The organism is Paraburkholderia panacisoli (genome assembly GCF_008369935.1).
In the GTDB taxonomy this organism is placed as follows: Bacteria; Pseudomonadota; Gammaproteobacteria; order Burkholderiales; family Burkholderiaceae; genus Paraburkholderia; species Paraburkholderia panacisoli.
The window spans coordinates 39,667-63,080 of sequence record NZ_VTUZ01000031.1; the positions used below are offsets into that span (position 1 = coordinate 39,667).

Annotated in this window: 27 protein-coding genes; 22 read left to right on the forward strand and 5 right to left on the reverse strand. The window is 62.8% G+C overall.

Going from position 1 to position 23,414, the window contains the following annotated elements; translation table 11 throughout:
- Positions 1 to 55 precede the first annotated feature (55 nt).
- From FVF58_RS34080 to nagZ, 22 genes are all read left to right on the forward strand, one after another.
- On the forward strand, positions 56 to 700 hold the full coding sequence (locus tag FVF58_RS34080; RefSeq protein WP_149674137.1) for a DUF177 domain-containing protein: 645 nt from the start codon (positions 56 to 58) through the stop codon (positions 698 to 700).
- 101 nt (positions 701 to 801) lie between these two features.
- Complete coding sequence (gene rpmF, locus FVF58_RS34085) at positions 802 to 981, forward strand: 50S ribosomal protein L32 (RefSeq protein WP_006051932.1); 180 nt, start codon at positions 802 to 804, stop codon at positions 979 to 981.
- A gap of 172 nt (positions 982 to 1,153) precedes the next feature.
- Complete coding sequence (gene plsX, locus FVF58_RS34095; RefSeq protein ID WP_149674139.1) at positions 1,154 to 2,260, forward strand: phosphate acyltransferase PlsX; 1,107 nt, start codon at positions 1,154 to 1,156, stop codon at positions 2,258 to 2,260.
- On the forward strand, positions 2,260 to 3,249 hold the full coding sequence (locus FVF58_RS34100) for a beta-ketoacyl-ACP synthase III (protein WP_149674140.1): 990 nt from the start codon (positions 2,260 to 2,262) through the stop codon (positions 3,247 to 3,249). Before plsX ends, FVF58_RS34100 begins: the two co-directional genes overlap by 1 nt.
- 104 nt (positions 3,250 to 3,353) lie before the next feature.
- The gene (gene fabD / locus FVF58_RS34105) at positions 3,354 to 4,289 is read left to right on the forward strand and encodes an ACP S-malonyltransferase (protein ID WP_149674141.1); all 936 of its coding nucleotides are present in this window, start codon (positions 3,354 to 3,356) and stop codon (positions 4,287 to 4,289) included.
- Positions 4,290 to 4,392: 103 nt separating this feature from the next.
- Positions 4,393 to 5,139 carry a 3-oxoacyl-ACP reductase FabG gene (gene fabG / locus FVF58_RS34110; protein ID WP_149674142.1) on the forward strand — a complete coding sequence of 249 codons (747 nt, stop codon included), beginning with the start codon at positions 4,393 to 4,395 and terminating at the stop codon, positions 5,137 to 5,139.
- A 154-nt stretch (positions 5,140 to 5,293) separates the two neighbouring features.
- The gene (acpP, locus tag FVF58_RS34115) at positions 5,294 to 5,533 is read left to right on the forward strand and encodes an acyl carrier protein (RefSeq protein WP_004197638.1); all 240 of its coding nucleotides are present in this window, start codon (positions 5,294 to 5,296) and stop codon (positions 5,531 to 5,533) included.
- 219 nt (positions 5,534 to 5,752) lie between these two features.
- On the forward strand, positions 5,753 to 6,991 hold the full coding sequence (fabF, locus tag FVF58_RS34120; RefSeq protein ID WP_149674143.1) for a beta-ketoacyl-ACP synthase II: 1,239 nt from the start codon (positions 5,753 to 5,755) through the stop codon (positions 6,989 to 6,991).
- Positions 6,992 to 7,005: 14 nt separating this feature from the next.
- A complete protein-coding gene (locus tag FVF58_RS34125) occupies positions 7,006 to 7,491 on the forward strand; it encodes a protein YgfX (protein ID WP_342802424.1) in 486 nt (161 codons plus the stop codon).
- Positions 7,492 to 7,592: 101 nt separating this feature from the next.
- Complete coding sequence (gene rpoE / locus FVF58_RS34130; RefSeq protein WP_006051939.1) at positions 7,593 to 8,192, forward strand: RNA polymerase sigma factor RpoE; 600 nt, start codon at positions 7,593 to 7,595, stop codon at positions 8,190 to 8,192.
- An 83-nt stretch (positions 8,193 to 8,275) separates the two neighbouring features.
- Positions 8,276 to 8,905: a sigma-E factor negative regulatory protein gene (locus FVF58_RS34135; RefSeq protein WP_149674144.1), complete on the forward strand. Its 630-nt coding sequence runs from the start codon at positions 8,276 to 8,278 to the stop codon at positions 8,903 to 8,905.
- A gap of 4 nt (positions 8,906 to 8,909) precedes the next feature.
- Positions 8,910 to 9,953: a MucB/RseB C-terminal domain-containing protein gene (locus FVF58_RS34140; protein WP_149674145.1), complete on the forward strand. Its 1,044-nt coding sequence runs from the start codon at positions 8,910 to 8,912 to the stop codon at positions 9,951 to 9,953.
- A 35-nt stretch (positions 9,954 to 9,988) separates the two neighbouring features.
- Positions 9,989 to 11,500, forward strand: coding sequence for a DegQ family serine endoprotease (locus tag FVF58_RS34145; RefSeq protein WP_149674146.1), 1,512 nt, complete (start codon positions 9,989 to 9,991; stop codon positions 11,498 to 11,500).
- Positions 11,497 to 11,760 carry a glutaredoxin family protein gene (locus FVF58_RS34150; protein ID WP_149674147.1) on the forward strand — a complete coding sequence of 88 codons (264 nt, stop codon included), beginning with the start codon at positions 11,497 to 11,499 and terminating at the stop codon, positions 11,758 to 11,760. Before FVF58_RS34145 ends, FVF58_RS34150 begins: the two co-directional genes overlap by 4 nt.
- A gap of 203 nt (positions 11,761 to 11,963) precedes the next feature.
- Positions 11,964 to 13,757, forward strand: coding sequence for a translation elongation factor 4 (gene lepA / locus FVF58_RS34155; RefSeq protein ID WP_149674148.1), 1,794 nt, complete (start codon positions 11,964 to 11,966; stop codon positions 13,755 to 13,757).
- Between the two features lie 18 nt (positions 13,758 to 13,775).
- Complete coding sequence (gene lepB / locus FVF58_RS34160; RefSeq protein ID WP_149674149.1) at positions 13,776 to 14,669, forward strand: signal peptidase I; 894 nt, start codon at positions 13,776 to 13,778, stop codon at positions 14,667 to 14,669.
- Between the two features lie 174 nt (positions 14,670 to 14,843).
- Positions 14,844 to 16,073, forward strand: coding sequence for a ribonuclease III (rnc, locus tag FVF58_RS34165; RefSeq protein WP_149674150.1), 1,230 nt, complete (start codon positions 14,844 to 14,846; stop codon positions 16,071 to 16,073).
- 54 nt (positions 16,074 to 16,127) lie between these two features.
- On the forward strand, positions 16,128 to 17,027 hold the full coding sequence (gene era / locus FVF58_RS34170) for a GTPase Era (protein WP_149674151.1): 900 nt from the start codon (positions 16,128 to 16,130) through the stop codon (positions 17,025 to 17,027).
- The gene (gene recO / locus FVF58_RS34175; RefSeq protein WP_149674152.1) at positions 17,014 to 17,919 is read left to right on the forward strand and encodes a DNA repair protein RecO; all 906 of its coding nucleotides are present in this window, start codon (positions 17,014 to 17,016) and stop codon (positions 17,917 to 17,919) included. Before era ends, recO begins: the two co-directional genes overlap by 14 nt.
- Positions 17,916 to 18,680 (forward strand): pyridoxine 5'-phosphate synthase, encoded by a 765-nt coding sequence (gene pdxJ, locus FVF58_RS34180; RefSeq protein ID WP_149674153.1) that lies wholly within the window; start codon positions 17,916 to 17,918, stop codon positions 18,678 to 18,680. The genes recO and pdxJ overlap by 4 nt, the downstream gene beginning before the upstream one ends.
- A gap of 26 nt (positions 18,681 to 18,706) precedes the next feature.
- Positions 18,707 to 19,138, forward strand: coding sequence for a holo-ACP synthase (gene acpS / locus FVF58_RS34185; protein ID WP_149674154.1), 432 nt, complete (start codon positions 18,707 to 18,709; stop codon positions 19,136 to 19,138).
- A gap of 71 nt (positions 19,139 to 19,209) precedes the next feature.
- Positions 19,210 to 20,238 carry a beta-N-acetylhexosaminidase gene (gene nagZ, locus FVF58_RS34190; protein WP_149674155.1) on the forward strand — a complete coding sequence of 343 codons (1,029 nt, stop codon included), beginning with the start codon at positions 19,210 to 19,212 and terminating at the stop codon, positions 20,236 to 20,238.
- A 112-nt stretch (positions 20,239 to 20,350) separates the two neighbouring features.
- Here nagZ and FVF58_RS34195 read toward each other — a convergent pair whose 3' ends face one another.
- The 5 genes from FVF58_RS34195 to FVF58_RS34210 form a co-directional block, all read right to left on the reverse strand.
- Positions 20,351 to 21,745 carry a sigma-54-dependent transcriptional regulator gene (locus tag FVF58_RS34195; RefSeq protein WP_149674156.1) on the reverse strand — a complete coding sequence of 465 codons (1,395 nt, stop codon included), beginning with the start codon at positions 21,743 to 21,745 and terminating at the stop codon, positions 20,351 to 20,353.
- 336 nt (positions 21,746 to 22,081) lie between these two features.
- Positions 22,082 to 22,288, reverse strand: coding sequence for a CsbD family protein (locus tag FVF58_RS34200; protein ID WP_149674157.1), 207 nt, complete (start codon positions 22,286 to 22,288; stop codon positions 22,082 to 22,084).
- An 89-nt stretch (positions 22,289 to 22,377) separates the two neighbouring features.
- Positions 22,378 to 22,518, reverse strand: a complete 141-nt coding sequence (locus tag FVF58_RS51690) for a hypothetical protein (protein ID WP_188131003.1) — start codon at positions 22,516 to 22,518, stop codon at positions 22,378 to 22,380.
- A gap of 54 nt (positions 22,519 to 22,572) precedes the next feature.
- Entirely contained in the window at positions 22,573 to 23,130 is a 558-nt protein-coding gene (efp, locus tag FVF58_RS34205; RefSeq protein WP_074764902.1) for an elongation factor P, read from the reverse strand.
- The gene (locus tag FVF58_RS34210; protein ID WP_149674158.1) at positions 23,127 to 23,372 is read right to left on the reverse strand and encodes a hypothetical protein; all 246 of its coding nucleotides are present in this window, start codon (positions 23,370 to 23,372) and stop codon (positions 23,127 to 23,129) included. Before FVF58_RS34210 ends, efp begins: the two co-directional genes overlap by 4 nt.
- Positions 23,373 to 23,414 lie beyond the last annotated feature (42 nt).

Here is a 23,414-nt window from a genome sequence, read left to right on the forward strand (position 1 = left end):
ACCGATTAACCTGGCGGTTTACCCCGGCGAAATCCTTGCCGACGCAGGAGCGCACATGACTCAACATCTTGGCAACCCTGCAGGTCTGCCCGACCCGCATGAGCTCGATCTGTTCGAATTTGCGCGGAGTGGGCGCCAGGCCGCGGGTGTCGTGCGCGTCTCGCAACTGCCGCGCATGTTAAACGAAGTCCCGGCAGAAGCGCCAGACCGCGATACCGCGTTCACCTGGCAAGCGGAAGGGGCGACGCAACCGGAATTGCAGGATGACGGCACCGAGGGTCCCCAGCCTTATTTGAGGATGGCGGTTCACGGCGCTGCATGGCTCGAATGTCAGCGGTGCATGACGCCGTATTCGCAGGCGTTCAACGTCGATGCAACTTACCGGATCGTCAACACTGAGGCGGAAGCCGAAGAGTTTCCGCTCGACGAGGATGAAGTCGAAGTGATCGTGGGCTCGCGCCAGTTCGATCTCATCGACTTGATCGAAGAAGAGTTGCTGCTTTCCTTGCCGCTCGTGCCCAAGCACGAAGTTTGTCCCGAAGTGCACGAGAGTCTCGTCTCTGGTGTGGCCGGTGCCGAAGGCGAGGGCGAAGAAGCCGCAGCGGACGAGGCTGGCGAAGGCGATGAGCCGCAGCGGCCCAATCCGTTCGCGGCGCTCGAAAGTCTCAAGCGCGGTGAGCCGGGCGACAAGAAGCACTGAACAGTTGCATTGGAGCGCGATGCGGGCGCATTGGCCATTTGGCCGATGGCGGAGACCGGGTCGGGCTGTGTTAGAATTCGGAAAATTTTTAGGAGTAAGTCATGGCAGTTCAACAAAATAAGAAGTCGCCGTCGAAGCGCGGCATGCACCGTTCGCACGATTTCCTGACGGCAGCGCCGCTGGCCGTCGAACCGAGCACGGGCGAAGTGCATCTGCGTCACCACGTTAGCCCGAACGGCTACTATCGCGGCAAGAAAGTCGTCAAGACGAAGAACGACTAATCGTTTCACTGCGTTGCGCCCTTTGGCGTTTCGCGTGGCGATCGGCTCGCTTGACATTTTCCCGGCTCGGCAAAAAGGCGGCATTCAACTGCCGCTTTTTTGTGTCGATCGCAGTTGGAGCTTTGGCGCTTGCTGCGATCCCATGCAGAGCGCCTGAAATTCGTCGCACTCCATGACAGTAAAGCTCACGATAGATTGCATGGGAGGCGACCACGGCCCGTCCGTGACCGTTCCCGCTGCCGTCAACTTCGCTCGTTCGCATCCCGACGCGCAGCTGTTGCTCGTCGGCATTGAAAGCGCGATTCGTGCGCAGTTGAAGAAGTTGAAGGCTCAGGACCTGCCGGCGCTGACCGTTGTGCCCGCTTCCGAGATCGTCGCGATGGACGATCCGGTTGAAGTCGCGCTGCGCAAGAAAAAAGATTCGTCAATGCGCGTGGCGTTGAACCGCGTCAAGGAAGGCGAGGCGCAAGCCTGCATTTCCGCCGGCAACACCGGCGCGCTGATGGCGGTCTCGCGCTACGTGCTAAAGACGCTGTCGGGCATCGAACGCCCGGCCATCGCGTCGGCGCTGCCCAATCCCAATGGCTACACGATGATGCTCGACCTGGGCGCCAACGTCGACTGCGAGCCGCAGCATCTGCTGCAGTTCGCGGAGATGGGGCACGCGCTCGTCTCCGCGCTCGAGGGTCGTGAGCGGCCCACCATCGGGCTGCTCAACATCGGCGAAGAAGTCATCAAGGGCAATGACACCATCAAACGCGCCGGCGAACTGCTGCGCGCGAGTACACTTAACTTTCACGGCAACGTCGAAGGTAACGACATCTTCAAGGGCACGGTCGACGTGATCGTCTGCGACGGTTTCGTCGGCAACGTCGCGCTGAAGACGTCGGAAGGTCTCGCGCAAATGTTGTCCAACATCATCAAGGAAGAGTTCGGCCGTTCATGGCTCACCAAGGTGATGGCGGTGCTCGCATTGCCGGTATTGATGCGTTTCAAGAAACGCGTCGATCATCGGCAATACAACGGCGCCGCGCTGCTCGGTCTGCGTGGGCTGGTGATCAAAAGCCACGGTTCCGCCGACGCCTACGGGTTTGAGTGGGCTATCAAACGCGGGTATGATGCCGTCAAAAACGGCGTGCTGGAGCGCCTTGCGCGAGCAATGGAAGAGAACGCAGGTTCTCTCGAACAGGCTGCGCGCGACGCTAGCGGTGCGGGTCACGCAAGCCCGATCGCAGGCCAGCCTGCCGAGCCCTACGCTGCGCAATCCTCGAAGGCATAATGGCTCAATCCACAATTTATTCCCGGGTGCTGGGTACCGGCAGCTATCTGCCGCCTAACCGCGTCACCAATCAGGATCTGGCTGAACGTCTCGCCAGCCAAGGCGTCGAGACGAGCGACGAATGGATCGTTGCGCGCACGGGCATCCATGCGCGCCACTTTGCCGAACCTGATGTCACGACCAGCGATCTGGCATTGATCGCGGCGCAGCGCGCGATCGAAGCGGCGAATATCGACCCGCAATCCATCGATCTGATCATCGTCGCAACATCCACGCCGGACTTCGTGTTTCCGAGCACGGCGTGCCTGTTGCAGAACAAGCTCGGCATCAAGAACCACGGCGCTGCGTTCGACGTGCAGGCCGTCTGTTCGGGATTCGCCTATGCGGTCGCGACGGCGGACAGCTTCATTCGCAGCGGCCAGCATCGCACGGCGCTCGTGATCGGGGCGGAGACCTTCTCGCGCATTCTCGACTTCAACGATCGCACCACCTGCGTGCTGTTCGGCGACGGCGCCGGCGCGGTGATCCTGCAGGCGTCCGAGCAACCGGGCGTGCTCGCGAGCGCATTGCACGCGGACGGCAGCCATTCGAACATTCTCTGCACGCCGGGCAACGTGAACGGCGGCGTGGTGGCCGGCAGCGCGTTCCTGCATATGGACGGGCAGGCGGTGTTCAAGCTCGCCGTCAACGTGCTCGAAAAGGTCGCGATCGAGGCGCTCGAAAAGGCCAATCTGAAAGCGGAGCAGATCGACTGGCTGATTCCGCATCAGGCCAACATCCGCATCATGCAAAGCACCTGCCGCAAGCTCGGCTTGCCGCAGGAACGCATGGTCGTCACGGTGGGCGAGCACGGCAATACGTCGGCTGCGTCCATTCCGCTCGCATTCGACGTCGCGGTGCGCGACGGCCGCATCAAGCGCGGCCAGAACGTGCTGATCGAAGGCGTCGGCGGCGGCTTCACCTGGGGCGCGTCGGTTATCCGCTTCTGATAGCGGCGACGCATCGAGAGGCGCTGCCCGGCAGCGCCCGCGCGCTGGCGTCCTGTCGACGCCGCGCGCCACCCACATCTGATTAAATCGATTTTGGGGACGATATGAAATTTGCGTTCGTTTTTCCTGGACAGGGTTCGCAGGCGGTCGGCATGCTCAACGCATTCGCCGATCACGCGATCGTGCGCGAGACGGTTCAGGAAGCGTCCGACGCGCTCAATCAGGACCTCGGCAAACTGATCGCCGAAGGCCCTGTCGAAGATCTGAACCTCACCGCCAATACCCAGCCGGTCATGCTGACCGCGGCCTATGCGATCTATCGCGCATGGCAGCAGGCGGGCGGCCCGAAGCCCGCGATCGTCGCAGGCCATAGCCTCGGCGAATACACCGCGCTGGTCGCGGCCGGCGCGCTCGCGTTTCGCGATGCCGTGCCGCTCGTGCGTTTTCGCGCGCAGGCGATGCAGACGGCAGTGCCGGTCGGTGAAGGCGGCATGGCCGCGATTCTCGGCCTCGACGACGACACGGTGCGCGCGGTCTGCGCAGAAGCGTCGGTGGCGGGTGTCGTCGAAGCGGTGAATTTCAATGCGCCGGCGCAAGTCGTGATCGCCGGCCACAAGGCCGCGGTCGAAAAGGCTTGCGAGGTCGCCAAGGCAAAGGGCGCGAAGCGCGCGTTGCCGCTGCCGGTGTCGGCGCCGTTCCACTCGTCGCTGCTCAAGCCTGCGTCGGATCAGCTGCGCGAGTATCTGGCGAGCGTCGATGTGCAGGTGCCGGCGATTCCAGTCATCAACAACGTCGATGTCGCCGTGGTCAACGAGCCGGCCGGGATCAAGGACGCGCTGGTACGCCAGGCGGCCGGCGCGGTGCGCTGGGTCGAAAGCGTTCAGGCGATGGCCGCGCAAGGCGTCACGCACGTGATCGAGTGCGGTCCGGGCAAGGTCCTTGCGGGTTTGACCAAGCGCATCGACGGCAACCTGGTCGGCGCGTCGGTGCTCGATCCGGCGTCGCTCGAAGAAACACTGAAGCTCGTGACGGCAGGCTGAAGCCTCGTCGTACCGCCAGCGCCGGAAGACCGGCGCTGAACGGTCGCCTCACGCAACGGCATCAGGAATCAATCAGCCCTCCGAAGGGCATTCGGACTGACAGATGGAAAAGACTCTCGACAAGCAGATCGCAATCGTGACGGGCGCTTCGCGCGGCATCGGCCGTGCGATCGCGATGGAACTGGCGCGCCAGGGCGCGACGGTGATCGGCACCGCGACCAGCGAAAGCGGCGCAACGGCGATCACCGAAGCGTTTAACGCAGCCGGCTTAAATGGCCGCGGCGCGGTGCTCAACGTGAACGACGCGGCTGCGGCGGACGCGCTGATCGACGGCACGGTGAAGGAATTCGGCACGCTGCATGTGCTGGTGAACAACGCCGGCATCACGCAGGACCAGCTCGCCATGCGCATGAAGGACGACGAATGGGATGCGGTGATCGACACCAATCTCAGGTCGGTGTTCCGTCTGTCGCGCGCGGTTCTGCGTCCGATGATGAAGGCGCGCGGCGGTCGCATCATCAACATCACGTCCGTGGTCGGCTCGTCGGGCAATCCCGGCCAGGCCAACTATGCCGCGGCCAAAGCAGGCGTCGCGGGTATGACGCGCGCGCTCGCACGCGAGATCGGCAGCCGTGGCATCACCGTGAATTGCGTCGCGCCGGGCTTCATTGATACCGACATGACCAAGGGCTTGCCGGCAGAGCAGCAGACCGCGCTGAAAACGCAGATTCCGCTGGGCCGTCTCGGCAGTCCGGAAGATATCGCGCATGCTGTCGCGTTCCTCGCGTCGCCGCAAGCGGGTTATATCACCGGCACGACCTTGCATGTGAACGGCGGAATGTACATGTAGTCACCAAATTCGGTTACTATCCGCGCCTTGACGCGTTTGCAAAAGCGTAAGGCGCATGCCTTGACAGGAACCCGATGCGCTGCTTTTTTGCCGGGTCAAACCTGATAAAATGCGCGCACCTGTATTTTTGAACTTCTTTTCCCTTGGAGGGGTAATGGACAATATCGAACAGCGCGTCAAGAAGATCGTCGCAGAACAACTGGGCGTTGCAGAAGCTGAAATCAAGAACGAAGCTTCGTTCGTGAACGACCTCGGCGCCGACTCGCTCGACACCGTTGAGCTCGTGATGGCCCTCGAAGATGAATTCGGCATGGAAATCCCGGATGAAGAAGCCGAGAAGATCACCACCGTTCAGCAAGCGATCGACTACGCTCGCGCGAACGTCAAGGCCTAAGGTCATTCGCGCCTGCGTTTCTGCGTTGGCGGCGTATGACGCCCTGTCGTGTCGGTTGCCGACGCCAGCAGGGTTGGCGCTTTTTGCCGTGCAGGAGCAAGCGATGTTGACAGCGCAACTTTTCGCGCGATTGCCGACTTAACAGCCACAGGGCACACAGGGCAGATTCCTGTGGCCGCTGTGGCTTTTGCTTTTGTCATCTATGAAAAAGGGGTTACCGTGAGCCGCCGTCGTGTTGTTGTTACAGGCCTGGGGCTGATTTCGCCTGTTGGCAATAATGTTGCCGACGGCTGGGCCAATCTGGTCGCCGGCAAGTCGGGTATTGCCAATATCACGAAGTTCGATGCGTCGAACTTCTCGACTCGTTTCGCCGGCGAGGTGAAGGGCTTCAATATCGAGGACTACATCCCCGGTAAGGAAGCGCGCCACATGGATACGTTCATCCATTACGGCGTGGCCGCAGGCATCCAGGCGATGCAGGACAGCGGTCTCGAAGTCACCGACGAGAATTCGGAGCGGATCGGCGTCGTGGTCGGTTCGGGCATCGGCGGCTTGCCGATGATCGAAGTGACGCAAACCGAGTTGCTCAATCGTGGTCCGCGCCGTATTTCGCCGTTCTTCGTGCCGGCGTCGATCATCAACATGATCTCCGGCCATCTGTCGATCAAGTTCGGCATCAAGGGTCCGAATCTCGCCATCGTCACGGCCTGTACCACGGGTCTGCATTGCATCGGCGAGGCTTCGCGCCTGATCGAATACGGCGACGCCGACGTGATGATCGCGGGCGGAGCGGAATCCACCGTGTCGCCGCTCGGTATCGGCGGCTTTGCGGCGGCGCGCGCGCTGTCGCAACGCAATGACGATCCGGCCACCGCGAGCCGTCCGTGGGACATCGATCGCGATGGTTTCGTGCTGGGCGAGGGCGCCGGCGTGATGGTGCTCGAAGAGTACGAACATGCGAAGGCGCGCGGCGCGAAGATTTACGCCGAAGTCGGCGGCTATGGGATGAGCGGCGACGCCTATCACATGACCGCGCCGCTGGAAGACGGCGACGGCGCACGCCGCTGCATGCTGGCCGCGATGAAAAACGCGGGCATCAATTCCGATCAGGTGAATTACCTGAACGCGCACGGCACGTCCACGCCGCTCGGCGACCTGGCCGAAACGACCGGCATCAAACGCGCTTTCGGCGATCACGCGAAAGACATGGTCGTGAACTCGACCAAGTCGATGACGGGTCACCTATTGGGCGGCGCAGGCGGACTGGAGTCGGTGTTCACCGTGCTGGCCGTGCATCATCAGGTGTCGCCGCCGACCATCAACATCTTCAATCAGGATCCGGCCTGCGATCTCGATTACTGCGCGAACACCGCGCGGGAGATGAAGATCGACGTCGCGCTGAAGAACTCGTTCGGGTTCGGCGGCACGAACGGCACGCTGGTCTTCAAGCGCGCCTGATCGCCTGATTGCGGGTGACGCGCCAGTCGACGACGCCGGCGTTGCCGGCGTTCCACCTTGAGCCGGAAACGTCCGAAAGAGCGACGCAGCGAATCGCGCTGCGTCGCTCTTTCGCCATGCGTGGCGCGTTGGGGATCTTCGTGCTGACGGCGACGTGGGCCGCCTATGCCTGTTTAGCGTCGCACCTGGGCGCGTGGCAGGCGCTTCCGTTGACGCTCGCCGTGGCCGCGTCGCTGATGCTCGGCGCGAGGCGGCACGAGCGTGCGCAGCCGGCCGCGCTGAAGATCGGGCAGGACGAGCTGTCCGTGTGGGGCGGGGCCGGCACCCTGCTGATACGGGGACGTATCACCGGTTGTTCGCAATGGAGCGGCCGCTTGCTGATCCTCGCGCTCCAGCCGGAAGCGGGGCGCGCGCGCAGCTTGCTGATTACCGCCGACGCGCTTCCCGCGCCCGTTTTCCGGCAACTTTCGGTGCTGGGCCGGCGCGCCGCCGGCGCCTGACTGTAACGACTGTAACCGCTGTTACCGGCGTAACGTGCCCCAAAGTTGGGGACGCTACAATGGTGCCCCGCCATGCGCCCTATAGTTAACGGATTTATCAGGTGAGCGAAAAAGAAATTGATCAGGTGCTGGTCGAACGCGTCCAGAAGGGCGACAAGGCCGCGTTCGAGCTTCTGGTCTCCAAGTACCACCGCAAGATTCTCCGGCTGATCTCGCGCCTCGTGCGCGACCCCGCCGAGGTGGAAGATGTCGCGCAGGACGCCTTCATCAAGGCCTACCGGGCGTTGCCGCAGTTTCGCGGGGAATCGGCGTTTTATACATGGTTGTACCGAATTGCGGTCAATACGGCAAAGAACTACCTTGCCACCCAAGGCCGGCGCGCGCCGACCTCGACCGAAGCAGATGCTGAAGAAGCTGAAACTTTCTCCGATGCCGACCAACTAAGGGATATCAACACGCCTGAGTCGATGTTGATGAGCAAGCAGATCGCTGAGACGGTCAATGCTGCGATGGCGGTTTTACCGGAAGAGCTGCGCACCGCCATTACTCTTCGTGAAATTGAAGGTTTGAGTTACGAGGAAATCGCTGAGATGATGGGTTGCCCAATCGGCACAGTCAGATCACGAATTTTCCGCGCTCGCGAAGCCATTGCGGCAAAATTGCGTCCGTTGCTTGACACACCTGAAGGCAAGCGCTGGTAAATACCCAGTCGGCCCACCGGGGCACGGGTGCAATATCTGGATTAGTGGTGTCACTACGGGGTATTTGTAAGATGGGGAGCATCATGGGGTCGGTCTCGATGCAATCGCAAGACGGTTCGCGCGGCGAGCGTCTGTCCGCTTTTGTCGACGGTGAGCTGTTCGGCGAAGAGCATCTGAATCTGGACAAGTTTATTTCTGGGCTGGACGGTGAAGATCGTTCCGCGTGGTCGCGCTATCACCTGATCGGCGACGCGCTGCGTTCCGACGACCTGGCAATCAGCGCCGCAACGAGCAGCGCGTTCATGGGCGGTTTCGCCGCGCGCCTGGAAAGCGAGCCGCACATGCTCGCGCCCGCCGCGATGCCGGTTGCGCGGCGCTTGCTCGCACTGCGCCGTCGCGTGGTGCCGGCTTTTGCCGTCGCTGCCGCCGCTGCTACGTTGACATGGATCGTCGTGCCGCAACTGCAAGGCGTGCCGGGCGGTCCGGGGGCGCAGATCGCGTCGCTCCAGGCGCGTGGCGATGCGGTGCAGCGCGTGGCAATGGCGTCGGTGCCGCTGGCAACGGCCCAGCCTATCGCGCAGGACGCGAACATCATCCGCGACGCAAGTCTCGATCAATATCTGGAAGCTCACCAGCAATTCGCGCAACAACCGGTCATGGCGGGCTCGATGCCGGTGATTCGCGCTGCCTCTGTCTCTACGCAAGGCCAATAGTTTGATGCAGACTCTGCGGTTGAATAAAACGACTATCTGGGGGCGGCTGCCGGCATTTCTGTTCTGCGCAGCCGTATTGTTGTCCGCTACACCGCGGGTCTTTGCTCAAACTACCGATCCGCTCGTCGCCCGTCGGACGGCTGCGGATCTGCTCGATCGGATCCATCAGGCTGCCCAGCAGCAGAACTACGAGGGCGCGTTCGTCTATCAGCGCGGTAACTTCGTTCAGACGTCCCGGATCGCGCACTACTCGACCCGTACTGACGGCGAATTCGAACAGCTCGAAAGCCTCGACGGCAAGCCGCGTAAAATGCTGCGTCATAACGACGACCTCTACACGTTCGTGCCGGAGCGGCGTCTGCTGGTGCTCGAGAAGCGTCAGAATAAAGACGCATTCCCGGCGCTGCTGGCCGTGAGCGGCGAGCAGGTCCTGTCCGTCTATGAACCCAAACTGCTCGGCGACGACCGCGTCGCGGGCGTCGACAGCCAGGTGATCGAACTCGATCCGAAAGACGCCTATCGGTTTGCCTATAAGCTTTGGGCCGACAAGAAGACCGGCTTGCTGCTGCGTGCGCAGACGCTCGATCCGAGCGGCCAGGTGCTCGAACAGTTGTCGTTTTCGCAAATCCGCATCGGCGTGCCGGTCGACAAGGCGGGCATCGTCAACGGCATTCGTAATACGGCAGGGTGGACCGTCGTGCGTCCGCCGGTCGAGCCGGTCGACATGACCGCGCAAGGCTGGCAGATCGCGCCGACGGTGCCGGGCTTTCGCATGATTCGACAATTGCGCCGGCCGATGGCCGCGCGCGAAGCGGGCCAACCGACCATTCCGGTGGACCAGGCGGTGTTCTCCGACGGCCTCGCGGCCATTTCGGTCTTTGTCGAGCCGGTCGAGAACAACACGCGCAAGGAGGGCTCCGGCAGCAGCGGCGCCACGCACGTGCTCGTCAAGCGGCGGGGCGACTTCTGGATTACCCTCCTCGGTGAAGTGCCCCAGACCACATTGCAGCAATTCGCCGCTGCCATAGAATACAAAGCTCCGAAGTAACCCTCCGAATCCTGAATCCCTCGGCTTGCTACGATATGACGACTCTCTCGGTGCGTAAATTCCTCGCGGCCGCGCTGGTAGCGGCGTGTTTGCCGCTCGCGCCGCACACGGCGTCGGCGGCCCCCGCCGCCAATCTGCCCGACTTCACTGATCTGGTCGACAAGGTCGGACCTGCGGTCGTCAACATTCGCACCACCACGCGCGTGTCGAACAGCGGTCCCCGCGGCGGCCTGCCACCGGGTATGGACGACGGCGACATGTCGGAGTTTTTCCGCCGCTTCTTCGGCATTCCGTTGCCGCAGTCGCCGCAATCACCGGGTTCGCCGCGTGGTGGCGACAATGGCGGCGGCAGCGGTGGCAGCCAGGACACGCCGGATAGCAACGATCCTGAACAGAACAGCGGTGTTGGCTCGGGCTTCATCATCTCGGCCGACGGTTACGTGATGACCAACGCGCACGTCATCGACGACGCTGACACGATCTACGTCACGTTGACCGACAAGCGCGAATTCAAGGCGAAGCTGATTGGCGTGGACGACCGGACCGACGTCGCGGTCGTGAAGATCAGCGCGGCCAATCTGCCGACCATCACGATCGGCGATTCGAACAAGGTGCGCGTGGGCGAATGGGTGGTCGCGATCGGCTCGCCGTTCGGTCTGGAGAATACGGTGACGGCCGGCATCGTCAGCGCGAAGGGGCGCGATACCGGCGACTATCTGCCGTTCATCCAGACCGACGTGGCCGTCAATCCGGGCAACTCGGGCGGTCCGCTGATCAACATGCAGGGCGAGGTGATCGGCATCAACTCACAGATCTACAGCCGCACCGGCGGTTTTATGGGCATCTCGTTCGCGATTCCGATCGACGAGGCGATGCGCGTGGCCGATCAGTTGAAGAGTTCCGGCAAGGTGGTGCGCGGCCGTATCGCGGTGGCGATCGGCGAAGTCACCAAAGACGTCGCCGACTCGCTCGGTCTGCCGAAGGCGCAGGGCGCGCTGGTCAGCAGCGTCGAACCGGGCGGTCCGGCGGACAAGGCCGGCGTGCAGCCGGGCGACATCATCCTGAAGTTCAACGGTCACTCGGTCGACACGGCAACGGACTTGCCGCGCATGGTCGGCGACACGAAGCCGGGCACCAAGTCGACGATCACGATCTGGCGCAAGGGGCAAACGCACGAGCTGCCAGTCACGATCGCCGAAATGCAGCCGGACAAGACGACCAAGGCGGATCAGAAGAAGCCGCAGCCGCCGAAGCAGCGCGCGACGAATGTGCTGGGCCTCGCCGTCAGCGACATCCCCGCCGATCAGCTGAAGGCATTGAAGCTTCACAACGGCGTGCAGGTCGACGCGGCGGACGGTCCGGCGGCTCGTGTCGGGCTGCAGAAGGGCGACATCATTCTGCGCGTGGGCGATACGGACGTCACGAGCGCGAAGCAGTTCGACGATCTGACCTCGCACCTCGACTCGACGAAGATGGTCGCGCTGCTGGTTCGTCGCGGTGAGAACACGCAGTTCGTGCCGGTCCGCCCGCGCAGCGTCCAGAAATGACGAAGGCGGCGCCCCTCACGCTCTATGGGCGCGCGTGGTGCCACCTTTGTGAAGACATGCGCGCCGCCCTCGAGCCGTTGCTGGCCGAATTCGGCGCGCAAGTCGACGTGATCGACGTCGACGCCGACCCGCTGCTGGAAGCCCGTTACAACGAACTGGTGCCGGTTCTGGTCTGCGACGGCGTCGAGTTGTGCCACTACCAGCTCGACGTAGCGCGGGTCCGTGCCGCATTGGCCGCACGTGTCGAGGCGGCCTCCTGAGATTGACCGGGACTTCGAGCAGCGCGCCGAACGGCCGCTGTTCACACCGGGTTTCACGCCTCTCCAAAGCCGTCTTTTCTCCCGGCCTTCGCAAGATGCGCCGGGCGATAGCCTTTTCGGCTAAAATAGATAGGTTTTTCACCTACTTACAAGGCGTGCTCCGCTATTGTCCGAGCGCGCCTTTTTTGCTTGATCGGCACTGAATGGATCATATTCGTAACTTCTCGATCATTGCGCACATCGACCATGGCAAGTCGACGCTCGCCGATCGCATCATCCAGATCTGCGGTGGTTTGTCCGACCGCGAGATGGAAGCCCAGGTGCTCGACTCAATGGATCTCGAGCGCGAGCGCGGCATCACCATCAAGGCACAAACCGCCGCTCTGACGTATCGTGCCCGCGACGGGCAGGTTTACAACCTGAATATGATCGACACGCCGGGGCACGTCGACTTCTCGTATGAAGTCAGCCGCTCGCTGTCCGCCTGCGAAGGCGCGTTGCTGGTCGTCGACGCGAGCCAGGGCGTGGAGGCGCAAACCGTCGCCAATTGCTACACGGCGATCGAACTCGGTGTCGACGTGATTCCGGTGCTCAACAAGATCGATCTGCCGGCGGCGAATCCCGAGAACGCGATCTCCGAAATCGAAGACGTGATCGGCATCGACGCGACCGATGCAACGCGCTGCAGCGCGAAGACCGGCTTGGGCGTTGAAGATGTGCTCGAAGCGCTGATCGCGAAAGTGCCGCCGCCGAAGGGCGATCCGGAAGCGCCGCTGCAGGCGCTGATCATCGACTCGTGGTTCGACAACTACGTCGGCGTCGTGATGCTGGTGCGCATCGTCAACGGCACGCTGCGTCCGAAAGACAAGATCCGCATGATGGCGACCGGCGCGCAGTATCCGGTCGAGCACATCGGCGTGTTCACGCCGAAGTCGAAGAATCTCGAATCGTTGTCGGCGGGGCAGGTGGGCTTCATCATCGCCGGCATCAAGGAGCTGGCCGCCGCCAAGGTGGGCGACACCGTCACGCTGCTGAACCGTCCGGCTGCCGAACCGCTGCCCGGCTTCAAGGAAGTGAAGCCGCAGGTGTTCGCCGGTCTCTATCCGGTCGAAGCGAACCAGTACGACGCGCTGCGCGATTCGCTCGAAAAGCTCAAGCTGAACGACGCGTCGCTGCAATATGAACCGGAAGTATCGCAGGCGCTCGGTTTCGGTTTCCGTTGCGGCTTCCTCGGTCTGCTGCATATGGAGATCGTGCAGGAGCGTCTCGAACGCGAGTTCGACATGGACCTGATCACCACGGCGCCGACCGTGGTCTACGAAGTCCTGCAGCGCGACGGCAGGACCATCATGGTCGAGAATCCGGCCAAGATGCCGGAGCCGTCGAAGATCGAAGAAGTGCGCGAGCCGATCGTCACCGTGAATCTGTACATGCCGCAAGAGTACGTCGGCTCGGTGATCACGCTGTGTACGCAAAAGCGCGGCACGCAGATCAACATGCAGTATCACGGCCGCCAGGTGCAGCTCACGTATGAAATCCCGATGGGCGAAGTGGTGCTCGACTTCTTCGATCGTCTGAAGTCGATCTCGCGCGGCTATGCGTCGATGGACTACGAGTTCAAGGAATATCGCGCGTCGGACGTCGTGAAGGTCGACATGCTGATCAACGGCGACAAGGTCGATGCGCTGTCGGTCATCGTGCACCGTTCGCAAAGCCAGTATCGTGGCCGCGAAGTGGCGGCAAAAATGCGCGAACTGATTCCGCGCCAGATGTACGACGTGGCGATTCAAGCGACCATCGGTTCGAACATTATTGCGCGCGAGAACATTAAAGCGTTGCGTAAGAACGTGCTGGCAAAATGCTACGGCGGTGACATTTCGCGTAAGAAGAAATTGCTGGAAAAGCAAAAGGCAGGCAAGAAGCGAATGAAGCAGGTGGGCTCGGTCGAGATTCCGCAAGAGGCTTTCCTCGCGATTCTGCGTGTCGAAGACAAATAAGTTGAACAACGGAACTCTATGAATTTTGCGCTGATTCTTTTTGTGCTCGTCATTTTGACGGGCGTCGCATGGGTCGCGGACAAACTGGTTTTCCTGCCGAAACGGCGTCGCGCGGCGGAAGCTGCGGTTGCCGAATTCGACCGTCAGCAGGAGCGCATCGGCGAACGTTTCGCCGACGAAAACGCGGCGCAGACGCGCGCGCGACTGCGTGACGACAAGCTGCGTCAACCGTGGTGGCTCGAATATTCGGCGAGCTTTTTTCCGGTGATTCTGGTGGTGTTCGTGGTGCGCTCGTTCGTGGTCGAGCCGTTCAAGATTCCTTCGGGTTCGATGGTGCCGACGCTGCTGGTGGGTGACTTCATCCTCGTCAATAAATTCGAATACGGCATCCGTTTGCCGATTACCAATACGAAGATCACCGAAGGCCGTGCGCCCGCGCGTGGCGACGTGGTGGTGTTCCGTTACCCGAAAGACGAATCGGTCGACTACATCAAGCGCGTGGTCGGTGTGCCGGGCGACGTGATCGAGTATCAGGACAAGAAGCTCACGATCAACGGCAAGCCGGTGCCGGAAGCGCCGCTGCCCGACTACCTCGATGAAGAACGCCTCGGTTACGCGAAGCAGTTCGAAGAAGATATCGACGGTCGCAAGAACGCGATTCTGAACAATCCCGCAGTGCCGCCGTTCATCGTCGGCGCCGAAGATTTTCCGTATCGGGACAACTGCACGTACAACGCACGCGGCGTGATCTGCAAGGTGCCGCCGGGCAATTACTTCATGATGGGCGACAACCGCGATAACAGCGCCGATAGCCGTTACTGGGGTTTTGCGCCGGACAGGAATATCGTCGGCCGCGCATTTTTTATCTGGATGAACTTCAGCGATCTCAAACGCATCGGCTCATTCCACTGAGTTGGTCCACGTCGATTGCCCACCACGCCGCGCAGTTGACCACGCTTCGGTCACGTCAGTCGCGGCGTGTTGTCACGCTACTTTAAGAACCCGCGGTAACGTCGCTTCACCACGCTTTTTCCGCAGGCCGGCCCGCGTTTTCGCCGGGTCAGGCGCCCGCGTTATACTCTGCCCATGCCCCTATCTCCGTTGGAAAGCCGTTTGCGCTACGAATTTCGCAATGCGGAATTGTTGCGCCAGGCTTTAACGCACCGTAGTCATAGTGCCACGCATAACGAACGGCTCGAGTTTCTCGGCGACTCCGTTCTAAATTGCGCGGTAGCTGCGCTTTTGTTCCAACGTTTCGGCAAGCTGGACGAGGGCGATCTGTCGCGCGTTCGAGCCAATCTGGTGAAACAGCAGTCGCTGTACGAAATCGCTCAGGCCCTCAATATTTCGGAAGGCTTGCGGCTGGGTGAAGGCGAGTTGCGCAGCGGCGGGTTCCGCCGGCCCTCAATCCTCGCGGACACGCTCGAAGCGGTGCTGGGTGCAGTATTCCTCGACGGCGGCTTCGACGCCGCCCAGACGGTCATTAAACGCCTCTACGTGCCGATTCTCGATCACATCGATCCGCGCACGCTCGGCAAGGATGCCAAGACGCTGCTGCAGGAGTATCTGCAGGGGCACAAGATCGCACTGCCCACCTACACGGTCGTCGCCACGCATGGTGCGGCGCACAATCAGCAATTCGAAGTCGAATGCACGGTGCCGAAACTGGACGTGAAAGTGTCGGGTTCCGGCGCGAGCCGCCGCGCGGCCGAGCAGGCCGCCGCCAAGAAGGCACTCGACGAAGTGATGGCCGCGGCGCCCGCGGTCGTCGCGAAACCCAAGCGCTCGAAAGGCGCTCGCGCGGCGAAAAACGCCGAGCCGGAGATCGTGCCCGGTGTTACCGGCGTGCAGACTGCGCTGGATTTGCGCAGTCCTGAGCGCAAGCACGAACGCGGTACGGCGCGTGGCGAGCCGCGCGCGGCCGCAGCGGCGGAGTCCGGCGCTGAAAGGGCCGCCGCCGAACGCGCCGGGTCGAGCGCCAGCGGCGCGCCGCTAGCCGTGATTCGCGCCGCGCACGTCGAATACAGCGGGCAGGACAAAGCCGAGCGCGCCGAGAAGACCGAGAAATCGGACAAATCGGCTGCGGACAAGGCGGGCGCGCACCCAAGCGACAAACCCGCCGACAAACCCGCAGCCGACAAACCGGCCGAAGCCAGAACCGAAGCCGCGCCGCTTCGCACCGCAGACCGCCAGCGAAGCCGCGAAGCCAACCCCGGTGCAGCCGGCGTAGTCACGCCGGGCGTCCCGGCGCCCACCGAACACGAACCCGGCGTAGCCGACGCGGTGCAAACGCGCGTCGCCGATGCGGGCCATTGATTGCCATCGGCGCGCCATTTCCGCGTGCCGATCTGAACTTGCCGTAGCCCGAATATGAACGCTCCCACTCCCACTGGTTTCCGCTGCGGCATGGTCGCGATCGTCGGTCGCCCCAACGTCGGCAAATCCACGCTGATGAACGCGTTGGTCGGCCAGAAAGTCAGCATCACGTCCCGCAAGGCGCAGACCACGCGCCATCGCATCACCGGCATTCACACGCTGGAAGACGCGCAGTACATTTTCGTCGACACGCCGGGCTTCCAGACCAAGCACAGCGGCGCGCTGAACCGGTCGCTCAATCGCGCGGTCACATCCACGCTGACTTCGGTCGACGCGATCCTGTTCGTGATCGAAGCCGGCCGCTTCGGCGCCGACGACCAGAAAGTGCTCGACCTGATCCCGCCGTCGGTGCCGACGCTGCTGATCGCGAACAAGCTCGACCGCGTGTCGGACAAGGACTCGCTCTTCCCGTTCATGCAGCAGGTCAGCGCGCTGCGCCAGTTCAACGAGATCGTGCCGCTGTCGGCCAAGCATCCCGACGACATCAAACGTCTGATGGCGACCGTCAAGCCGTTCCTGCCCGAAGGCGCGCCGATCTACGGCGAAGACGACCTGACCGATCGCAGCGAGCGCTTCCTTGCCGCGGAAATCCTGCGCGAAAAGGTGTTCCGCTGGACCGGCGACGAACTGCCGTACACGAGCACCGTGCTGATCGACAAGTTCGAAACCGAAGGACGCCTGCGCCGCATTTTCGCGACCATCATGGTCGATCGCGATACGCACAAGGCGATGATCATCGGCCAGAAGGGCGCGAAGCTGAAGCAGATCAGCACCGAGGCGCGCCTCGACATGGAAAAGTTGTTCGACGGACCGGTCTATCTGGAAACCTTCATCAAGGTAAAGAGCGGCTGGGCCGATAACGAAGCCGGACTTCGTGCGTATGGGTACGAATGACGCGTGGATGACGCTGAATTCCGACGCTGCGCCGGACGAGCCGGAACCGGCTGCGCCGGCGCGCGAGTCGTCCAAACCGGCGCGTAGCGCCAAAAAAACTTCCAACAAAGGCGCAGAAGGCGCCGAAGGCGAGCCGCGTAAAACACCGGCACGCCGCGCACCGCGCACCTCCGCTTCCGAATACCGGATCGCGGAGCAACCCGCTTTCGTCCTGCATAGCTATCCGTATCGCGAGACCAGTCTGATCATCGACGTGCTGTCGCGCGATCACGGCCGTCTCGCGCTCGTCGCGAAGGGCGCGAAGCGTCCGCACTCCGCGTTGCGCGGGGTGTTGCAGACGTTCCAGCCGCTCGCGCTGTCGTGGTCGGGCAAGTCCGAAGTGCGCACGCTGACCGGCGCCGAATGGGTCGGCGGCATGCTGCCGCTGACCGGCGACGCGCTGCTCTGCGGCTTCTACGTCAACGAGTTGCTGGTCAAGTTCTGCGCGCGCGAAGACCCGCATCCGCAACTGTTCCATCACTACGTCGTCACGATGACGCGTCTCGCTCACGACGAGCCGCCGGTGCAGGTGCTGCGTTCGTTCGAACGTGTGCTGCTGCGCGAAACCGGCTACGCGATGGCGCTCGATCGCACGGTCGCGCGCAAAGCGGTGCTGCCCGAAGGGCGCTACGTGTTCGATCCGGAGCGCGGCGTGCGCGAAGCATCCGACGACTGGCCCGCGCAATGGCCGGTGGTCGCGGGACAAACCTTGCTCGATATGGAACAGGACGATTACCATCGAGCGCAGACCGTGGCGCAAAGCAAAACGCTGATGCGCTTTCTGCTCAACACTTACCTTGGCGGCACGCCGCTCGCGACGCGCCAGATCCTGATCGACTTGCAGAACTTATGAGCTTCTTTCTTACGTCGCCGACTGTGATTGACCTGGGCGTGAACATCGATCATGTCGCTACGCTGCGCAACGCGCGCGGCACGTCTTACCCCGACCCGATCCGCGCGGCGTTGATGGCCGAAGAGGCCGGCGCGGATGTGATCACGCTGCATCTGCGCGAAGACCGCCGCCATATCGTCGACGCCGACGTGCGCAAGCTGCGCCCCCTTCTGAAGACGCGCATGAACCTCGAATGCGCGGTCACGCAGGAGATGCTCGACATTGCCTGCGAAGTGCAGCCGCACGACGTTTGCCTCGTGCCTGAAAAGCGCCAGGAGCTGACCACCGAAGGCGGCCTCGACGTGGCCGGCCAGTTCGAAGCGGTGCGCGCCGCGTGCAAACAGCTCGCCGACGCGAACTCGCGCGTGTCGCTCTTCATCGATCCGGATGAGACGCAGATTCGCGCTGCGCATGAAGCCGGCGCGCCGGTGATCGAGCTGCACACGGGCCGTTACGCGGAAGCGCACGATCCCGCAGAACAGCAGCGCGAGTACGAGCGCGTGGTGCGCGCGGTCGAATTCGGCATGACCCTCGGCATCAAGGTCAACGCGGGCCACGGGCTGCACTACACCAACGTGCAGCAGATTGCCGCGATCGACGGGGTCGTCGAACTGAACATCGGTCACGCGATCGTCGCGCACGCGATCTTCGCCGGCTGGGACAACGCGGTGCGCGAGATGAAGGCGATCATGGTCGCCGCGCGTCTCGGCGCGCGCGCCTGATGCGACCCGAGGCGGCGGACTCGCGCATGGCGATCTACGGCATAGGCACCGACATCGTTCAGGTCAGCCGCGTGGCCGCGGTGATGACACGCACCGGCGGCCGCTTCGCGGAGAAGGTGCTCGGCCCCGACGAGCTGCGCGTCTATCATGCGCGCCAGGCCCGCTCGGCGGCGCGCGGCCTCGCGTTCCTTGCTACGCGGTTCTCGGCGAAAGAAGCGTTTTCGAAAGCGATCGGCCTCGGCATGCACTGGCCGATGACCTGGCGCGCGCTGCAAACGCTCAACAAGCCGAGCGGCGAGCCGATGGTGGTGGCGTCCGGCGAGCTGGCCGACTGGCTCGACGCCCGCGGCATCACGGCGCGCGTCACGATCAGCGACGAGCGCGACTACGCGGTGTCGTTCGTGATCGCGGAGACGGCGCAAGCGGGCACAACGGACGCGCCGGGCACTGCCGGATAAAAAAACACATTGAGCGCGGTCCATGCCGGCCGCGTGCTCCTTTGCCCAATGATTTTTTCTAGCGGAATTCGATGAAAACCACTCCCGGACCGGTGATGCTCGACGTGGTCGGCAAAACGCTGAACCACGACGACCGACGCCGCCTTGCCCATCCGATGACCGGCGGCGTGATCCTGTTCGCGCGCCACTATGAGAGCCGCGCGCAGCTGATCGCGCTGACCGAATCGATCCGCGCGGTGCGCAAAGATCTGCTGATCGCCGTCGATCACGAGGGCGGCCGCGTGCAGCGCTTTCGCACAGATGGCTTCACGGTGCTGCCGGCGATGGGCAAGCTCGGCGCACTATGGGACAGCGATGTGCTGCACGCCACCAAGGTGACGACCGCGGTCGGCTATATCCTCGCGGCGGAGTTGCGCGCGTGCGGCATCGACATGAGTTTCACACCGGTGCTCGATCTGAACTACGGGCAATCGCAGGTGATCGGCGACCGCGCGTTCCATCGCGACCCGCGCGTGGTGGCGCTGCTCGCGAAGAGTCTGAACCACGGTCTCGCGCTGGCCGGCATGAGCAATTGCGGCAAGCACTTCCCGGGGCACGGCTTCGCCCAAGCGGACTCGCACGTCGCGATGCCCGTCGACGACCGATCGCTCGACGAAATCCTGCGCGACGACGCGGCGCCGTACGACTGGCTCGGCTTGTCGCTCGGCTCGGTCATTCCCGCGCACGTGATCTATCCGCAAGTCGATGCGAAGCCGGCGGGGTTCTCGCGGATCTGGCTGCAGGACATCCTGCGCAAGAAGCTGCGCTTCGAAGGCGCGATTTTCAGCGACGACCTGTCGATGGAAGCCGCGCGCCAGGGCGGCACGCTGACCGAAGGCGCCACCGCCGCGCTGCAGGCCGGTTGCGACATGGTGCTGATCTGCAATCAGCCGGCCGAAGCGGAGAAGGTGCTGGATGCGCTGCGCTTCACGCCGTCGAAGGAGTCGCGGCGCCGTATCAAGCGGATGCGGCCGCGCGGCAAGACGCTGAAGTGGAGCAAGCTGGTCGCCGACCCGCAGTATCTGGAAGCGCAGGCGTTGCTGCGCAGTGCGTTCGCATAGGGCGCCGAGGCCGGGCAAATAGGGCGAGCGGGCAGAATGAAAAACGGCGCGTTGATTTCGATCAACGCGCCGTTTTTTTGCGGGCTTTGGTTGGTGATCCGATCAACCAGACTCAGTTTAAGCGCATGCGTTGCAGCTTGTTGTACAGCGTCTTGGGGCTGATCCCCAGCAGCGACGCCGCCCGGTGACGCGTGCCGCCGACCGCATCGAGTGTCGCGCGAATCAGCATTTCCTCGACATCCGCGAGCGGCGTGCCGACCGTGACCTGCACGCGGCTGCCATTCAGATCGCGGCCGTTCGCCGACGCAGCCTCGTCGGCGCGCAACGACTCCAGCACGTCGCCCGACGCGTGATACGCGCGCCGCACGCGGTCCTGCAGCTCGCGCACGTTTCCTGGCCACTCGTACGCCAGACACTCGCGCAGGAAGTTCGGGCCAATCTGCTTGGCAACCTCGGACGTGCCGCGCGCGGCCGCTTCGCGAGCCACGTCGTGATTCAATTCGTCGACCACGGCCTGTGCGATCAGCGCCGGGTCGTCGCCGCGTTCGCGCAACGGCGGCAGCGTCACCGCGGCCGCTTCGAGGCGCAATGCCAGATCCTGATTCAGGCTGCCGTCGGCCACCGCCGCGCGCGCGGACTTGCGGGTCGACGCGATCAGCCGGAAGTCCGTCGCGACCTGATTGGTGCCGCCGACCCGCATGAACGTCTGCGAGTCGAGTGCGCGCAACAGCGCTTCCTGCTGCGCGCGGGGCAAGTCGGCGATTTCATCGATGAACAGCGTGCCGCCGCTCGCCTGCTCGAACAGGCCCGGCTCGCGCTGCTCGGCGCCGCCAAACGCGCCGCGTTCGTGACCGAACAGCAAACTGTCCAGCGAACGATGCGCGCCGACGCCGCCCGCGCCGCGGCAGTCGAACGTCACGAACGGACCTTTGCGGCGCCGGCTCATGTCGTGCAGCGTGCGCGCCGCGACCTGCTTGCCGGTGCCGGCTTCGCCGGAAATCAGCACGGCGGCTTCGGTTGGCGCGATATGTTCGATCGTGTCGTACACGTGCTGGATCGCGCCGCCGCGGCCGAGCATCGAGCCGAAGCGTCCGAGTTGCCGCAGCGACGCGCGCAGCGTCTGCACTTCCTCGGTCAATTCGTACGGACGCGGAATGCGTGCGAGCAGACTGCGCAAACGCGGGATGTTGACCGGCTTGAGCAGGTAGTCCCAAATGCCGTGCCGCAAACCCTCGATGGCGCTCTCGACCGTTGCATTGCCGGTCATCACGATCACGGGCAAGGCGCCGCCTGGCGGCTGCGCGGGCAGATGCTGCAACAGATCGAGCCCGCTGCCGTCCGGCAGATTCAGGTCGACCAGCACGACATCGGGAATGAAGCGCGTCAACGCCGCCCGGGCCTCGGCAATCGTGGTCGCGGTGTCGACGGAGAAGCCGTCGGCGGCGAGGATGGCGGACAGGCCTGAGAGGCTGTTGGGATCGTCTTCAACAATCAGGGCGTGTGGCATGGCGAGCGCAATTTTAGATGGATGGATACCCGCTGCGCCGCGCCGCTACTACCTCGGCTGGCGCGCGAAACGGGCGCGATGGCTGGCCGGTACGATCGCTCGGATGCCGCGCCACAAGGTCGGCGCATGCCATCGCGGCGCACCAGCGGCCGCCTGATTGGCATGAACGTAACACCTGGCCAGAAACAAGCCGGGCGGGGCGGGCGGCGATTCGATTCACGTAGTTCTGGTCCTTTGGTTTTACTGTGACGCGCCCACTGCGCGCCGTTTCATGACGACAACTCGCCACGTCAACAACTCGCGGGCGGGGCGCCTGTAGTTCTTGCATCCGGGCGGTCAGAAATCCTGGTTGCCGTCGAAAAACCGGCGCACTTCGAGTTCCGCCTGATCGCGGGTTTTGCCGTAGCGCTCCTGGATCAGGCCGGCAAGTTTGTCGGCGCGTCCCTCGGCCTTGGTCAGTTCGTCGTCCGTCAGTTCGCCCCATGCTGTTTTTGCCTTGCCGATCATCTGTTTCCACTTGCCTTCAGCAATGTCGTTATTCATGGTGCGTCTCCTGAGTCGAGAAAAATAAGCCGTACTGGCCTGTCTTCAATCGAAGCATGGAATGTGCCACGGACATTTGTTCAGGCTTATCAACGGTTTGTCAGCGGAGAAACGGCCACAGAAGATGGCGAAATGGCAATTTCGAGAACGGCGCCGGTAAAGTTTTCCTTAACCATACACGTCGGCTCCAAAAAGAAAAAGCGCCCAAATTGGGCGCTTTTCTTTGCCATTTTTTTCGCGTGGCCGATGTTGCGCCGGCGCGCGTTTTCAGGCTTGCAGGCGCGTCAAGCGCGGCTGCGGTACTCGTGCGTACGGGTGTCGATTTCGATCTTGTCGCCGATGTTGCAGAACAGCGGCACTTGCAGTTCGAAGCCGGTGGTCAGCTTGGCGTTCTTCAACACCTTGCCCGACGACGTATCGCCCTTGACAGCCGGTTCCGTATAGATGATCTCGCGAACCAGCGTGGTCGGCAGTTCGACCGAGATGGCCTTCTCGTTGTAGAACACGACTTCGCAAGCCATGCCGTCTTCGAGGTAATGAAGGGCGTCGCCCATCATTTCGCCTTCGACTTCGAACTGGTTGTAGTCGGCGTCCATGAACACGTACATCGGGTCGGCGAAGTACGAGTACGTCACTTCCTTGCGCTCCAGCACGACGACGTCGAACTTGTCGTCTGCCTTGTACACGCTTTCCATGCCTGCGCCGGTCAGCAGGTTCTTGAACTTCATCTTGACGACGGCGGAGTTACGGCCCGATTTGTTGTATTCGGCCTTTTGCACGACCATTGCGTCTGCGCCGATCATCACGACGTTGCCGGTGCGGAGTTCCTGTGCGGTCTTCATAAAACTGTCCTGTACGAAATAAGTAGCTTCAACTTTTGCTCAACGGCATACGGCGCAAGCGGCTTCGGCGCCTCGCTCACCGCGCGCCGCGCCGCATGGGAGCGGCACCGGGGCTTGAGTGCGATAAGCGCGGCCGGCTTGCCGCGGGACGGGCGGAAACAGGCCGCATTGCGCCGCTCTGTGATTTCCGCCATTTCCCACGATCCGTTACCTGCTTTTTTACCCTGTGCGGGCGTGTACACGAGTGGCGCCGAGCCACAACATACGTCCCTTTTTTGACATTT